Origin of the sequence: Pseudoalteromonas sp. Z1A8 (assembly GCF_011378855.1) — a bacterium.
In the GTDB taxonomy this organism is placed as follows: domain Bacteria; phylum Pseudomonadota; class Gammaproteobacteria; order Enterobacterales; family Alteromonadaceae; genus Pseudoalteromonas.
In genome coordinates, this window is sequence record NZ_WTLB01000068.1 from 1 (window position 1) to 15,172 (window position 15,172).

General features: G+C 34.1%; 12 protein-coding genes. 2 read left to right on the plus strand and 10 right to left on the minus strand.

Features of this window, described 5'->3' with window-relative positions; all coding sequences use genetic code 11:
* Positions 1–141 precede the first annotated feature (141 nt).
* A complete protein-coding gene (locus GQR55_RS18085; RefSeq protein ID WP_166421708.1) occupies positions 142–1,695 on the plus strand; it encodes a hypothetical protein in 1,554 nt (517 codons plus the stop codon).
* 71 nt (positions 1,696–1,766) lie between these two features.
* Here GQR55_RS18085 and GQR55_RS18090 read toward each other — a convergent pair whose 3' ends face one another.
* Positions 1,767–2,309 (minus strand): hypothetical protein, encoded by a 543-nt coding sequence (locus tag GQR55_RS18090; RefSeq protein WP_166421709.1) that lies wholly within the window; start codon positions 2,307–2,309, stop codon positions 1,767–1,769.
* Between the two features lie 95 nt (positions 2,310–2,404).
* On the opposite strand from GQR55_RS18090, the gene GQR55_RS18095 reads away from it, so the two are divergent.
* On the plus strand, positions 2,405–2,710 hold the full coding sequence (locus GQR55_RS18095) for a helix-turn-helix transcriptional regulator (protein WP_166421710.1): 306 nt from the start codon (positions 2,405–2,407) through the stop codon (positions 2,708–2,710).
* A 49-nt stretch (positions 2,711–2,759) separates the two neighbouring features.
* Here the strand turns inward: GQR55_RS18095 and GQR55_RS18100 are convergent, their stop codons facing one another.
* The 9 genes from GQR55_RS18100 to GQR55_RS18140 all read right to left on the minus strand — a co-directional run bounded on the left by GQR55_RS18100 (position 2,760) and on the right by GQR55_RS18140 (position 15,096).
* Positions 2,760–3,629, minus strand: coding sequence for a hypothetical protein (locus tag GQR55_RS18100; RefSeq protein WP_166421711.1), 870 nt, complete (start codon positions 3,627–3,629; stop codon positions 2,760–2,762).
* The gene (locus GQR55_RS18105; protein ID WP_240916913.1) at positions 3,626–4,402 is read right to left on the minus strand and encodes a HipA family kinase; all 777 of its coding nucleotides are present in this window, start codon (positions 4,400–4,402) and stop codon (positions 3,626–3,628) included. The genes GQR55_RS18100 and GQR55_RS18105 overlap by 4 nt, the downstream gene beginning before the upstream one ends.
* A 269-nt stretch (positions 4,403–4,671) precedes the next feature.
* A complete protein-coding gene (locus tag GQR55_RS18110) occupies positions 4,672–6,015 on the minus strand; it encodes a hypothetical protein (RefSeq protein WP_166421712.1) in 1,344 nt (447 codons plus the stop codon).
* A 142-nt stretch (positions 6,016–6,157) separates the two neighbouring features.
* Positions 6,158–7,606: a hypothetical protein gene (locus tag GQR55_RS18115; protein ID WP_206012137.1), complete on the minus strand. Its 1,449-nt coding sequence runs from the start codon at positions 7,604–7,606 to the stop codon at positions 6,158–6,160.
* Positions 7,607–7,674: 68 nt separating this feature from the next.
* Entirely contained in the window at positions 7,675–9,597 is a 1,923-nt protein-coding gene (locus GQR55_RS18120; protein ID WP_166421713.1) for a DNA topoisomerase III, read from the minus strand.
* The gene (locus tag GQR55_RS18125; protein WP_166421714.1) at positions 9,594–10,058 is read right to left on the minus strand and encodes a hypothetical protein; all 465 of its coding nucleotides are present in this window, start codon (positions 10,056–10,058) and stop codon (positions 9,594–9,596) included. The genes GQR55_RS18120 and GQR55_RS18125 overlap by 4 nt, the downstream gene beginning before the upstream one ends.
* 8 nt (positions 10,059–10,066) lie before the next feature.
* Complete coding sequence (locus GQR55_RS18130; protein WP_166421715.1) at positions 10,067–11,968, minus strand: site-specific integrase; 1,902 nt, start codon at positions 11,966–11,968, stop codon at positions 10,067–10,069.
* A gap of 2 nt (positions 11,969–11,970) precedes the next feature.
* Positions 11,971–13,767 carry a site-specific integrase gene (locus GQR55_RS18135; protein ID WP_166421716.1) on the minus strand — a complete coding sequence of 599 codons (1,797 nt, stop codon included), beginning with the start codon at positions 13,765–13,767 and terminating at the stop codon, positions 11,971–11,973.
* Positions 13,768–13,776: 9 nt separating this feature from the next.
* A complete protein-coding gene (locus GQR55_RS18140; protein ID WP_166421717.1) occupies positions 13,777–15,096 on the minus strand; it encodes a site-specific integrase in 1,320 nt (439 codons plus the stop codon).
* Positions 15,097–15,172 lie beyond the last annotated feature (76 nt).

The window sequence follows — 15,172 nt, forward strand, 5'->3', positions numbered from 1 at the left end:
ATAGGCGCTGTGGAGTTAAATCCAGAGCAACACAAAGAAGCTGCTTAACAATTTAGGCGACAACTGTCTTGAAAAACGCCGCTAACCCTAATCAATGAGTTTTTTTCTAACAGGTCAACCATGATTCCCCCTGATTCACCTATGACTGAAACAGATTTTGCTAGTGCCTTTTCATACATAATAGGTTTAGATAAATCAAATTTGCTACAAAAGAAATGGTGGAACAATGTTAATGATTTGACTTCTCCTGAGCTTTATCCCGCTTACATCTCTTGCTTATTCGACTCCCATCGTATAGTCGAATTCTTAGACTTGGAAACTAGAGTACATAGTTTTGAGTATTCAGCTTCATATGAAAATGAAAAATTGGAAGTTAGATCAATAGAAGACAGCTTGGAAAAATCGATTCGATTAGGGTATGTACAAGCAGATATACAAAGGTTAATAAGAGTTGAAAGACTTTCTTCTGCAAATAATACTATTGAGCAGTCTATAGAAGATATTATTAATAAACTACCAAAAAATATGATTAGAAATTTTTGTGATAAACCAAAAAAAAAGAAGATCGCTTTTAACTTTAATAATTTCTATCAGTACATGAATAAAATTACTACTCATAACTTCCTGAGTGTCGACGAAATGATTAGGGCGATGGATTTTGATATTGACTCATATCAAGAAACAGCCGACCTTAAAAGCCTATCAATCAACGACGATTTTAAGGTGTTGGATATAATTATATTCATGAGAGTTTTTGCTATTATAGACTCATTAATGAATAAGGATATTATGCGAATAAATGATAGAAATTATCGTCACATGCTAGCAATAAACTCTAAAATTTTTGAAATCAACGAGGATACCTTACTCAAAATATTAAGTTATTTTTTATCTTTATCACAAATAAAAAAAATAGTAAAAACACTTACACTAGATAACACTGAAAACTTTATAGACATTCAATATAAACCCTTATTAAAGTTAGGTTCTACCTATCTAATTGCGCCTGCTCTAATAAGTAATTCGAATCTTATTAGAGCTATACAATTAAAGCATAAACAAAGTTGTAATAAACAGCCTGAGACAGACTTGATGCTCGAAAAAGTTGCTAAAGAACTTAAAAATACAGGTTTTATGGTTCTCAAAGAGTTCAATTTTAAAATGGAAAAAAGAGTAGAAACAGATATTCTTTGCTTTAAAGATGGGCATTTATTTATATTCGAATGCAAACATTCTTACCACCCTTGTTCAACTCATGAATTAAGAACCAGCTATGGTCTTATCAATAAAGCTGCAGAGCAGCTTAATTATAGGAAGAAGTGGTTATCAGATGCAAGAAACCAAAAGCGGTTGTTTGCACATTTCAATTTAAAGTGCGAGCCTACAAAAAATATTCATACAGCCATTATAACTGCAAATAGAATGTTTTCAGGTTATAACGCTAAATCAAACCCAGTAAGGCAAGCTCATGAGTTTATAAACGTTATAAAGAGTGGAAGCTTATTATCTATAGATGGCAAAAAGAGAAAGTCATTTTGGAAAGATGATACTTTTCAAGTAGACGATCTTATAACTTATCTAAATAGTGGTTCTATTATTAAAGAACAATTAGATCGATTAATTCCATCCATAAAGCTAACAGAGCTAGATTCTTTTGATATATTATTCCACAGCTATTACCTTCCTTTAGAATAAAAAGAGCCTAATAAGGAAGGTTTAATTAATACCCATAGTATTTAACCTTCCCTTTGGTAATTTACTGTAATTTACAACTTAACATAAGACTTTAAAACTCTCTCACAGTTACTCAATGCAGCTAACTTTCCCTTAATTGATAGTAGACGTGCTTGTCCTTTATTCAAAAACACGACTATTGAGTTATAGCAGCTAGGGTTTGCCTCTATAAGCCGCTTATATTCTTCAACCTCACTAACTAATACCGTCATTTCTGACTCATATGTTTTTATAGCATCATGAAGCTCATTGCTAAAGCTTTTATCTATAACTTGAGATTGTGAAAGGCTTAGCACCGAGTCATTTGTTACTCTAGTGAATATTGATGTTTTAAATAACGGAGTTTTACTATATTGAGCACGTTTCGGGCTTGGGTTTTCATCTCTAACTAGCAAGCCTTTATCAACCAACCGCATTACTTGCCTATAAACAAAGCGCCTAGCCTCATCTGGATTTTTATAAGTATCATTAAGCGCTTGCAAAGTATTACGTAATGCAGTGATAGTGAAATGGTTAAAATTTTTTTCTACTAGCAGATGATAAATATCTTCATTTAGCTTAATTGCTTTAGTCATTTGGAGTCATCAACAAAACTTAGGATTGCTAAGTATACTAATATAAGTAAAACTTAGACAATCTAAGTTATTCAGGTGAACAAGATGAAAGCTAAGTGTCTAAACCAAACCCTATTCCAATCAGGCTTAAAGAAGCTCGTAAGCGAGCAAACATGACTCAAAAAGAATTAGGTATTCGTATTGGCATGGATCAAAGCTCAGCAAGTAGCCGGATGAACCATTACGAAAAAGACAGGCACACCCCTGACATACAAACATTACAGCGTATGGCTGATGAGCTAAAAGTACCTTTGAATTATCTATTTTGCGATAGTGCTGAATCAGCAGAGTTGGCTTGTTTAATTGATTGCTTATCTGTGGAAGAGAAGCAAAAACTTATTCAAAATTTACTTAAAAAATAAAGCCTTTCAAGAAATACTAAATAAGTCACAGCATTTTCTACCATTAACTTTATGCTGCAGCTTCGCTAATCTGTAATGCTGCCTTGTGCGCGTTATCTGTACTGAAGACTGAAACACCTTCTTGCTCTGCTAACTCTTTAACTAACTCGATATTCATCTTCAAGCTGTTCAAAGCTCTATCTGATAAAGTTGGGTCTGTAAACGGAGGAGTACCGATGATAATTTCATACTTTTTAGGTTTGATTAATATTTGTGATTTTTTAAACGTTTCTAAGTCTAAAATCTTTGCTTTTACCGTTGTAAGTGACGATGATAAATTACTTGGGATAAGTAAAGCAAAATTCGAAACATATTGGTCATTACAAAACCCGAAAGTAGTTTGAATACCACTATCACCAATTTGTATTTTTTGCCTAAAATAAGACGTCAGATAAGGGTTTATTGTTCTTAGTTCATCTGCAATAGAAGTTGCCCACCTTGAGGTATATCTCTTAGGCTGCTGATCGTCGTTATCTCTTTCGGCATCGAGAGATAATGTACTAAGGCTTGCAGAAAACCGTATTGCCTGCTTCAATACACCGTCAATATTATTATCTGATGCTTGTACTGCATCCGTACAAACTACGCCTTCAAATGGAGTTTGCCAGTCTCTTAACCCTCCAGTTGCCTTTATTTGTTTTGAAGCAGATTCAATTAGCCAATTGATCATATTTTGCATGTTTTGGGACTGAATTCCATATAAACAATCCAATAATTCACTTCGAATTGCCTGAATTACATTAAACTCAGATTGAGGCCCTATAGCTGCTACAGCTACAGTAATACGTTCTCCCGAGCCAACGATTGGCTCAAGATATATTGCATGCCAACACCCTTTATATGTCGGGCTTTCTGGGAAAATACTTTCAAGCGTATTCATATGGCCAATCCTTGCTGTTTAAGTTTCAATCTAGCTTCAAACAAAGAATTGATCTTTTTCGTTCTCTCTTCTAGAAAATTAATAACTGATAGTACTTCATTTGACTTTAAATATGATGTTGCATAAGTTTTTTCAGACAACAGTGATAGCTGTATCTCCGAATAAAGAGGCATAATTGTTGATTGGGCTTCTCTATTTATTTTATATTTTTCAAACTCACTTTTAATAGTGTACAAGGTATCAACTATTATATTGCTATCAGTTGGTTCATGAGCAGACAAATTATCTGAGATAGATAGCCCATGATCAATAAATGTAAAATTCTTTGATCCATCAAATAATATATTACCGCCATGCCTATCTGGATTAGCTATCCATTCATCAAAAACCCCAACATCCAGTGTTTGTTTAAAGTTTTCAAGTTTTTCAACTAACTCTTTATCAATACCCCGCCTTTTCAAACTAGGATAAATTGAATCTTCGGAACCAAACGCTAATAAATACTCCCCTGAATCGACACTTGCTAGCGACTCATGATTAACTTTGACAATTAATGGCTTTGGTATTGATAAACCGAGAGATCTACCTATTACGGCACAAACACACTCAATATAAATTTCTCTATTAGGAATTAACTTAACATATGCCTGAACAACTCCCTCATGTGTTTGAACATGAGATTTGAATGTTTGATTTATGTTATTGTTATCACTGAATAGCTTTGATCCTGGTAGCATAAGACCAACTTGAACCTGCTCCATTTCATTTTCCATATCTACATCCCTTTAGCCGAAATAACTTATCTAGATTTTAAAATCGGATCATACTCTAAAATTAAAAAGTAAGACTAGAATATTATGCTTTCTATAAATCAAATGCTGTTTATTCAATGTAAAAAGACTACACCTTAAATTAGCTATCGTAAACAATCGGAAGGCTTTAAACTAGAATCTAGTGCATAAGAAATGAAGAAATATATCTATTTCAATCCCTACTTCGTAGAGCCAATCTTAAAATTTTCGCCTAAGTCATACCTATAATATTAAACAATGCATGCTTTCGAAAAGTTTGATAAATACTCGAAATATTCATTTAATTGTAAATATCTATCCTCGAATTCTTTTTGTTCCGGTTTAGTCTGACTAATAAGTGTGCCGTCACCAAGCATAAAGTCTGGTATAAAGTTATCATCTAAATTAATAAAGTGGCTTCCTACAAGACCCAGTTGCTTGTGAAGGTTCTGACCAAGTTTAAGTGAAGAGTTTAGATGCTCCTTACTTAAATCAAAAATAACTGGAGTACAGATATTTTTTACTTCGACTTTTGATTTTTCAAAGATATCCATACAGCTTAATCCCAAATATTCTTTGAACATCGAATCAAGCAAGTTTTCTAAATTTTCGTTGCTGACTTGAGTTCCCTTAGACTGATATTGACTATCAAGAGCATCAACAAAAAGAGAAAAAATAGCTCCATGATCAATATGCTTCAATGCATTTTTATAAGGTATTACAAAAGCTTCAAATTTAGGAAGCAACATGGCTTCAGGATCAAGTAAAATGATCACATCATTAGTGAGATTTAATATTAACCTAGTAAGTTTCGCTGCTATATTATAAGACTCTAAAACATCAGATATATTAAAGGAGTTTGATATTTTATGGGCAACAACAGAATACTCAACTAAATTCTCATTGTACAATTCATCAGTTATACTCTTCGACAAATTATTGCTTTCTATTTTTTTACTAACAGGATCATCAAGCATAGCAATTGCTCGAACCTTGCCATTTAGCTCTTGGGCTACAGCTGATGATTCAAGTAAGGAGCATAAACTAAAAGGTACACGCGCAATTAGCTCACCATCAGCATTAGTGAACCGAGTAAAGAAAACACTCCTATCAGATGGTTTTCCACACTTAGAGAACATTATCCCAGCTGAGAATTCATACTTCCAAGGTTTTGTTGTATTGGCTTTTGAGTTAACTGTCGAATAATATTCAGGTAACTTTATATATTCAATCCTATCGTATAACTCTTTTTGACGGAAAAAATGAGGTAGTTTTGTGCTAATACCAGACATTTCGGCTTCATAAAGGTCATTTCTACGACAATATATATCTTTTAAAAGTTTTAATCCCCAAAGAGTAGAATGTGCATCATACCAATGTTTAACTTCATGGCTTAATAAAGGCCCAAACTTTATAATATCCTTGTACGCTTCATCATATGGTTTTTTTATATCTATAAACGATAAGAAATCTTTAGACTCTAATGTATTCAACTGAATACATTGACTAAAGAAACAGTATGAGCCTGCGGCTGTGTAGTTAGGTAGAGAGTTTATTCTACTAATTTTCCCTGTTTTTCTTTCTAGATAGCTCATTTTTATTGAAGTCCTATTTCTCTTTAAGTGATCACAATAGTTTTATTACTAGTGCCATTAACCAGCTGAATTAATTGTAAGTTTTAGCATGAATTATATTTGCAATAAATTTCACTTAACCACAAATTCAATTCTTAATTTATTAATTAGGAGCAAGCCAAGCCGATAGGGGGCTAATTTCTGCGTTTACTCCATAGGCGTAGCTATCCTGTTTGTAATAGGAGCCTTGGTACAAAATTATGTCACAACTTTTATCTAGTTCTTTATAAACACTATTTGAAGTCGCACAAGAGTAAAGGAGAGCAATTTTTTTATTTTTACTACCTCTAGTCGCTTCCACTGAAATATATTCTCCATCTTGAACTGGATCGATGAAGGAGTGGCATTGCCACCCATTATCTCTTAACCGAGGAATAATTTCTGAGTTCATACAATCTGATAACTTCGCAGCTCGCATTAACCATCCATCGTCTGAAGCTATTGGGTTGAATGGTAAATTGTTATCTATTTGCAACTGGTTGATAATATCTTTCTTCAGTAACTGGAAATTCAAACAAGCAAAAACCTCTAATCTAAAAGACTCAGTTCTTGCATCTGACCTAGGAATTGATATTCTAACTTTACTGCCTTCAACTGCAAAACACTCAATAAAAGCTAATGCTTGTATTAAACCAATAGCTCGAAAAAAGTTGTGTGTATTCTGCCAAATATCTGATTTAGCATGAGCAAAGAAATGACGATTGAAGCCTGAGTGGTTATCATAATTTTCTGTTTTTACATAGAAGCTATTCAGTAACCAGGAACGTATTGTTTCAAGAATAAATATTCGTTCATTCATTACTTTTAGTACCGAACTTTCAATGTACTCATTAGGCACCCAATCACAATTATTAATATGTAATTTCACAACACGGTCACAAGCCTTATCTATACTTTTGTTGACTTTGGTTAAAGTATCAAATTTTGAGCAATCCTCACTACCTATAATTGACCCCAGTACATCCTCAACAATAGGTATTAGTGATGCAATCGCAGATACTTTCATGCCACTGTAGAACGCTAGTATTGACTCCTTAATTACTGGTAAATGTTTTGAAATAACAGAAGATTCTGTAAGAACCTGTAGTGTAATAGGTATGATATCACCGAGTGTATAAATAGAAGAGAGATAGGGCTCGAATCGCTCTTGTAACAAGCGGTTATTCCAACGGGTATGTTCTTGTACGTTGATACCGGATTTGGAAAATGTATCATTAATTGTTCCCTGAGGCACATAAGGAGGAACAAACCAATCAACCGCTCTCCAAAAGTTTTCATAGTTTTGGTTATGAGCTATATTTTTTTTATAGCTTTTAATTTCATCAAGCTTTTCTCTAGGATAAAGAGCCGTACATACATCAGCTTTTAACTTAATAGCTTTGATTGAAGGATTCCAACCAAACTCAACTTCTTCAATGCTCTCAACGACTAAACCCTTTTCTTCGACAAAAGCTTTTACTTCTTCAAGTGTAACTGTAGACATCCTATCAGAACTGCTAAACTTGTCCCAAACTGCTCTTATATGCCTATTCACTCTCTTATTAATAGCCATTTAATATCCCTAGTAAATTATATTTCAAAAGCTAGTTAACCCGAAAAGCATTGTTTTTATAAAATAAACTACTTAGATTTACTACCTTTACGCTTGAAAGTTCTCTTAGCTTTGTATGGCGTGCCCTTACCTTTTAACCCACTAAATGTAACTGTTTTAACCTCAGCGATTAACGTATCTATGCTTTGCGTAATTGGATCCATGAAGTTAGCATATTTAATTTCTTTTTGGCTTATAGCTTCTAATTGAGATTCCCAATGGGCTGTCATATCAGGTATTGTCATGCGTTCAGGCAAAGAACATATTAATTGCGTACCAACATCAGTTGCTCTTATATCTTTACCTTTACGTGTAAGAAATTGACGCTTAAATAACAGCTCAATTATCCCAGCCCTTGTAGCCTCAGTCCCTAAACCATCAGTATCACGTAATACTTTTTTAATTGTAGCGTCAGTTACATATCGAGCGATACCTGTCATAGCTGAAAGTAATGTAGCATCAGTAAAGTACTTAGGTGGTGTAGTTTGCTTTTCTATTAAATCAGCTTGTTGGCAATGTACTTCATCTCCTTTTGAAACATTTGGAAGGCTAACCGCTGAAAATTCACTTTCACCCTGTGATTTTTGTTTTGAAGGGAACAAAATTTTCCAGCCTTGTGATACCACATCTTTTTGTTTTGAAATAAATAAACCACCCGACACTTCCGTATCTATTTGCTTATCTACATACTCAAACGGAGGGTAGAACTGAATAAGGTATTGGCGAGCAACAAGCTCATAAATATTATTTTCAGCAGGTGATAAGCGGCTCAAATCAGTTGATTTTGATGTAGGAATTATCGCGTGATGGGCACTTACCTTTGAATCATTCCAGGCTTTACTTTTTAGACTAAGATTCGCGTTGTTTGCGGCATCACTTAAAGATGAGCATGATTTACCAATAGCACCGACGACTTGCTTAACATCATTCAAATGCTCTTTAGGTAAATACCGGCAATCTGAGCGAGGGTAAGTAATTAATTTATGTCGCTCGTATAATTGCTGACACGTATCAAGTACTGATTGCGCGCTCATACCAAACCTTTTTGCGGCATCAATTTGTAAAGCCGATAAGCTGTAAGGCAATGGCGGAGGTGTCGCTTTTTTTGCTTGAGTTACATTAACTACTTTCCCCGCTTTATTTTGTACCTTTGAAATAACATTTAATGCTAGTGCTTTAGACAACACCCGATTATCTTCATCCATGTAAGGCTCACATGCTTTACTTGGGCGCCATTTAGCCTGATACGCCTCACCTTTTGAAGTAAGAAGCGTACAGATAACCTCATAGAATGGTTTTGATACAAAATTCGCAATCTCTAGGTCTCTGTGGACAATTAAACCTAAAACAGGTGTCTGTACTCTACCAATCGATAAAACGCCATTATAGCCAGATTGACGGCCTTGTAGCGTGCATAGGCGAGTCATGTTAATGCCATAAAGCCAATCAGCTCTTGCTCGTGCTAATGCAGATGTAGCTAGAGGAATGAAGTCTGTATTTTTACGTAAGTTGTTTAATGCTTTTTTTACTGCGGCTGGATTCAAGTCACTAATTAAGCACCTTAAAACCTGTGTTTTTTTTGCTTTAGACACACCACAATGATTGATCACTTCGTCAATCAGGATTTGTCCGACTCGATCTGGATCGCCCATATTAACTAGCGTATCTGCTTTTTTTATTAATGATTTTACTACTGTAAATTGCTTTCTTGTTTTACTTTTAACGACAAGCTTCCATTCATTAGGAACAATCGGTAAATGCTCAACAGCCCATTTTTTATAATCAGGGTTATACGCCTCTGGCTCCGCTTGCTCTAATAAATGGCCTATACACCAAGTAACAACATCGCCATTACCAGCAGTGATAAAACCATCACTCTTTTTATGTGGTTTAGGTAATACATCTACTAGTGCCCTACCAAGGCTTGGTTTTTCTGCAATAAACAATCTCAAACTTTTTTACCTGTAATTGGACTAACTTTATATATTTCTAGTTGTTGCTCTAACAAAGATACTTTTTCTAACGCTTCAAAAAGCGTGAATTCAAGCTGAGCGTTATGAGCTACAACTTGATCACTAAAAGCTTTTATCTGGTCGCGCTGCGTTCTATAATGTTCTTTTAATTCTTTTTCTTTGTCGCGCTGTTCACGTAGCTTACTTTCAGCCTGTTTACTTTTTTCACTTTTACCTACAGCTAAGCTTTGCTTTAGTAACTGAATTCTTTGATTAGCAATTTCGACAAATTCTGAATAGTAATAAATACCACCAGAACTTAAACCAGCTTCATCATTGATTCTTTTTAAGCTAATGCGTCCATCAGGTTTAGTATTTAATGGCTTACCTTCAATAAGCCTATCTAATGCTTGCTCTAACCTGATTAACGTTTCTTTGCCTCTATCTGATTGTTCAGCCATAGGTGCTCTTATAAAAGTGTTTGGTTAATGTCATGTTTGAATACATCAAAGGTAATATTATGATCTTTAAAACATTGCTCTATCGATTTAATCTCATAATAGAGCTTCGACAAAATGTTAGGCATTTTCAACCCAAACTCGATCAATGATTCAAATTTGGTGATCAATAATTGCCTTTTGGGGATAAGCTCTAATGCTTTAGCTTTAGTGACAACCGCATACTTACAGACAGGCGCATCACAAATACGATCACATCGGGGATTAGTACAATGGCCAACAGGCGTTTCTATTATGGACATTTGGCCATCTCGAACTTGCCTTGATATTTCATCACGACTCAAATAAATGGTACTTCTATCATCACCACGTAAATTTGCTATTCGTTTACCTTCAGCACCAGACAAAGACTCTGCTTCATTATAGATATGGTAAAAAGTGTCGGTCATGAAATCATGATTTTCTTGTGCTATGTCTAAAAGTAATTCTTTATCTAGCATCATATCGAAATAGCCTGCGACATTGGCTTGGTTAGAATACCAAGAGGTCATAGCTATATTGATGTGTTTAAATTGATATTTTAAATCTAAGAGTGATGCCAGTTTATTACGAACAAGAAATACAGCAAAAGTTCTTCTGAAGCAGTGTGGGTTTGGGGTTAACAATTCGCCAATTTTTAATTCATCTTTTCGTGATGGATTTAAAAGATTAAATTCAGCAACATCATGTGAGTTAGCTCTGTAATTAACATACTTAACAAAACTCTTTAAAGACTTATCAATTGCTTGCCTGCCTGCTGCAGGATATTTTGCTGTAGGCGAATATGATAAAAAAAGGGAGTCGGCTTCTTGAATCATTTTATTTTGCTCATCTAGGTGAGAGCAAGTCTGAGCATGAGCTTTCCAGTTTTTTCTTGAAAATTCATAGATATCCCATATAAGCTCAATTGCTAGTTTAACAGCAGGAATTGTGACCCAACTTGTTTCTCTTTTTACTCCAGCGATATTAACTTTTGTATGAACCCCATTAACGATAGGGATAATCATGCCTGCATATTTTTTTTCTTGATAAGACTCTTTTGTTAAAGACTTAATTTCACCATCTCTACAGCCAGTAAAACCAGCTATGACTACATAACATGCTGCTCGAATTAAGCTTAACCACTGCCCAGTGAGATCTAGTTTGAAATCTATTGCTTTAGTTATGTCTTGATAGTTTTTTTGAGCGTACCCCCTTGCTGTAGGGACGCCATACCCTCGCTCAATATTTTTATTATAATCCTGAATAAAGCTTTCATATGTATCACTAATAATTTTTCTACTTGGGTGATACTTAGCAACAATATTTAATGCAACTTTAAAATAATTAGATGCTATATTTTCTGGTAAGGCTATTGTTTGATGTGAAATACGCTGACTATTTGAGAGTAAAACAGCTAATCCATCTGCATTATCAATTACTCTGGTGATAATTTTTTCTTTTTTTAAGACGCTAAGAATTATTAAGTAGTTTTTCCATGTTTTGTATTTTAAATTGCGACTTTGGGCTACTTTTATAAATTCTCGGAACCCTCTATCTGAATTTATAAAGGTAAAGTCAGTACCACCACAATCAATTATGCACTTATCAAAAATTGAAAAAGCTTGGATGTACTTTACACCTATACTTTTTTTATTTATAAGATCATCACTATTAAAAACTTTAAAAATCAGCCCCTTACAAACTGATTTAAATCCATCACTGAGATTTCCAAAATTCAACTTAACGTCTTCATTAACAATTAACCAAATATCATCTTTGAAATGGCTAAATGGTTTTCCATCTGAAGAGTAAGAGATAACTGTATTATCAGAATTAATTACGTTTTGATGCTCAGCATTAATAGTGTTTAGAGACTTAGTTAACTCATTCATTATTAATTTAACTCCATTAAAACATTAAAATCCGTTTTATCAGCCCAAAGTGGATGCGGGAGCTCAGAATATTTCACCTCAGCACTTTTATATACGTGTGGAAACTCTTGCTTCAACCTATCTAAAATTGACTCTACAGTATTAGTAACCTTGGCTAATGTGGTAGTGGGTATTGAGTTAATTGATGGCTGACAGGCAACCTCAAGGATTACATCTCTGAATGAAAGCATAAGCCAGATATCGTCGACTTCAGCAATAACTGCGTGATATGGACAACCAAAGCATTCTAAAAACTTATGGCATGCGACTTTATTTTCTTGCTTAGCTAAACCCGCTTTAACGAGTGATTTTTTTAGCTGCTCAGCTTTGTCACCGAAAGAATCCTTACAACGAAGTCCATTGGATAAAGCGTTTGGTATAGCTAATTCATTTTTTAAATAAAACTGCTCTCTTACAGGATCTTTAAAGTGATAAGCACTTTCAATAACCGCTTCATCTAATGTTTCTCCTTGAAGTGTCCGCTGCCTAACATCAAGTGCTCCTGCAATCGAGAACTCCATTAATTCAGGTACACCATTAGAATAATGTTTTGATACAGTATCAGGACTGTTATTTAATCCTTCAGCAACCGAGAATATACTTTCAGTTGCTCTCATAATTAAGGTTGCTTTGGTCTTTCTAAATCGTTGCGTACTTAACACAGGTAATTCAAAGTATTTGAGCTTCTTATTTATTACACTAGCGAATTGATTCTCTAACATTCCAGTATATTTTTTCTTTGAGTAGACTGAAAAAACATAATCTGAGGTATTATTTGTTATTAATTTACTTAAAGACAACCAGGTTTCAAAAAATTCTTTAGCTCTTTTACTAAAGCCTACTTCAGTAATGCTTAGTCTTCCCTGTTGCCTGTGTTTTGTTGTCGATAGCTTATAAACACCATCTGATGTTCTTTCGAAAGACTCATTTGAGATATCAGAAAACTTAATTGCTAGTAATTGACTTTCATTTAGCCCCGTATAAAAACACGTCAAATAAAGAGCTGATTTAACAAGTTCGTTTTTCCAACCATGGCTATATCTGACAACAGAAAAAATATGCTTTCCATTAAATGGATTACCTAGAAAATCATTTCCTGAATCATCGCATAGCAACGGATGTACCGAAGGTTTAGTCCCATTCAATACACAATTTCTATACTTATTAAATATAATATAAAGTAGCTTAACTATCTGTTTCAACTCAGTATCAGCATAAGGCAAAGTAATATCAGAGTCGTTTAAAGAACACATAAAGTCATTTCTTAACTCATGTTCTAAGTTTGGATCAACTTCATTTAAGAAGCTTTTAAGAGATCCTTGAGTCTGAATTAGCGTTTTTCCTTTCAATCCATCAAGATATCGTCTTTTTAAACTATTAATAAATGAAATAATGGTTTCTTTATCAAAAGTAACTTTATAATTATTTGCATCGCAATGCTGAAAAAATGGAATCAAAGCGTTAAATATGCCAACCTTTGTTCTTTCTCGCCTATCAATTTTCACTACTGTAATATAGCAATATCGAACAAGCTCCCATCTATTCATATCAACTAACTGTTCATTCGCTTGAAGTAGAAAAGATTGACCATTAGAACCAATTTTAACCTTTGGGCAATCTTTATAACCAAGCCGATGAAAGTAACAATTTCTCTGACCATTGCTAAAGATCAACTTATTATTAGGAATATCTATAACATCAATATTTTCACTATTTTTAATCTCTAATGCTTTTCGCTTTTCACTTCTAATAAATGCCATCTAAACCACCTAATCCTTTAATATTAATTCTAAAGTCTGCTCATATAGCTCATTAGCATTAATATTATGCTGACAAAACTTTAAATAATGCAGAAGTGTACTTCTTGATTTATGTCCCATTACTGATTGAATGTAATCAAGAGCGTTACCTTCTTTTACTCCTTGATTTAACAGCTCTTTCAAACGAGTTACTGCATAGGTTGAACGTAAGTTATGAAATTTATGATTAAAACTTGGATGGCTGCTTTTTACCGTATTTCGAACTTCGCACCACCGAGCGTTAAATGTCCTAGAGGCGTAATGATGTCCATTCTGTGAAATGAATATAGGTGGATTGTTTAATTCATCAGGATTCTCTTTTTCGAAGAGTTTTCTGCGTTTAATGTAACGCTTAGAGTTAATATATTGATGTAATTGAAGCATTAGTAATGAAGGTATTTCAATCGTTCTACTGCCAGAGCCTTTCGTTTCTACTCCCTCTTGCGGTGATATGTGCACGCCATTTGAATGGACTAAATACTTATTATTAAGCTGTTCAGCAGTTGGCTTATAAATAAATTTTGACCTAAACGTAACAAGCTCTTCTCTACGTAACCCTGTATATCGAGCTAAGCTAACAGCAAGTTTAAACTCTTCAGACAAATTAACTAAAACAGCTCCGCTTGAAGTATTTGAATTTACCTTTCCCTGACGACATATTTTATCGACCAAAGCCCATTCATGTTCACTCAAAGGAACAAGTTCTCTTGGCATACCAAAATTACTTTTATCCTTAGGTAAGTTAAGCCTAATATCTGTCGAGTCTACAAAGACAAACTTACCTCTACTAAACTCATGCCCACCATCAACATTCACTTTAATCTTTTTATAATTAAATGGCTTATTTATAAATTCGTAGCCTTTATTTAAATAAAACTTATAGAAACTGACAATTGAGCCTAAGTAATTATTGGCTGTTGTTCTAGCAATAGCTCCATTCATCACCGAATTTTTAAGATGTTTACTGAACTTATACGTAGGTTTATTTCTTGAAGTAATGGGCATCTCGTCCCACTCAAGCCCTATTTCATCTAGGAAGATAAAATAATGCAGTAATGCCTGAGCTTGAGTGTTGACATGTTTTCGATATTGAGAGGTCTTTAAATATATAAGCCAATTATTTACAACGCTAACTGGTAAACCATTGTCCTGATATAACAATACAATATCCTGAACATCGTGGCCTTTTCCATTAAAGTTAAAGCTGATTTCACCCGTGTCTGAGTTAACTGACTTAGATAATTTTTGGTCAATAGTTAAACTTGGTACTGTCCATAAAATGTAGTTCATAAGCCAGATCCTATTTCACACTTTTAACGATATTTATTGTAACAATGAGTTTTCATTAAAATATCGTAACAGTGCA

Excerpts from the sequence above, each read along its gene's own strand:
- GQR55_RS18085 (WP_166421708.1), top strand. The coding sequence starts at position 142 with ATGACTGAAACAGATTTTGCTAGTGCCTTTTCATACATAATAGGTTTA.
- GQR55_RS18100 (WP_166421711.1), bottom strand. The coding sequence starts at position 3,629 with ATGAATACGCTTGAAAGTATTTTCCCAGAAAGCCCGACATATAAAGGG.
- GQR55_RS18110 (WP_166421712.1), bottom strand. The coding sequence starts at position 6,015 with ATGAGCTATCTAGAAAGAAAAACAGGGAAAATTAGTAGAATAAACTCT.
- GQR55_RS18135 (WP_166421716.1), bottom strand. The coding sequence starts at position 13,767 with ATGGCATTTATTAGAAGTGAAAAGCGAAAAGCATTAGAGATTAAAAAT.
- GQR55_RS18140 (WP_166421717.1), bottom strand. The coding sequence starts at position 15,096 with ATGAACTACATTTTATGGACAGTACCAAGTTTAACTATTGACCAAAAA.
- GQR55_RS18130 (WP_166421715.1), bottom strand. The coding sequence starts at position 11,968 with ATGAATGAGTTAACTAAGTCTCTAAACACTATTAATGCTGAGCATCAA.
- GQR55_RS18115 (WP_206012137.1), bottom strand. The coding sequence starts at position 7,606 with ATGGCTATTAATAAGAGAGTGAATAGGCATATAAGAGCAGTTTGGGAC.
- GQR55_RS18105 (WP_240916913.1), bottom strand. The coding sequence starts at position 4,402 with ATGGAAAATGAAATGGAGCAGGTTCAAGTTGGTCTTATGCTACCAGGA.
- GQR55_RS18125 (WP_166421714.1), bottom strand. The coding sequence starts at position 10,058 with ATGGCTGAACAATCAGATAGAGGCAAAGAAACGTTAATCAGGTTAGAG.
- GQR55_RS18090 (WP_166421709.1), bottom strand. The coding sequence starts at position 2,309 with ATGACTAAAGCAATTAAGCTAAATGAAGATATTTATCATCTGCTAGTA.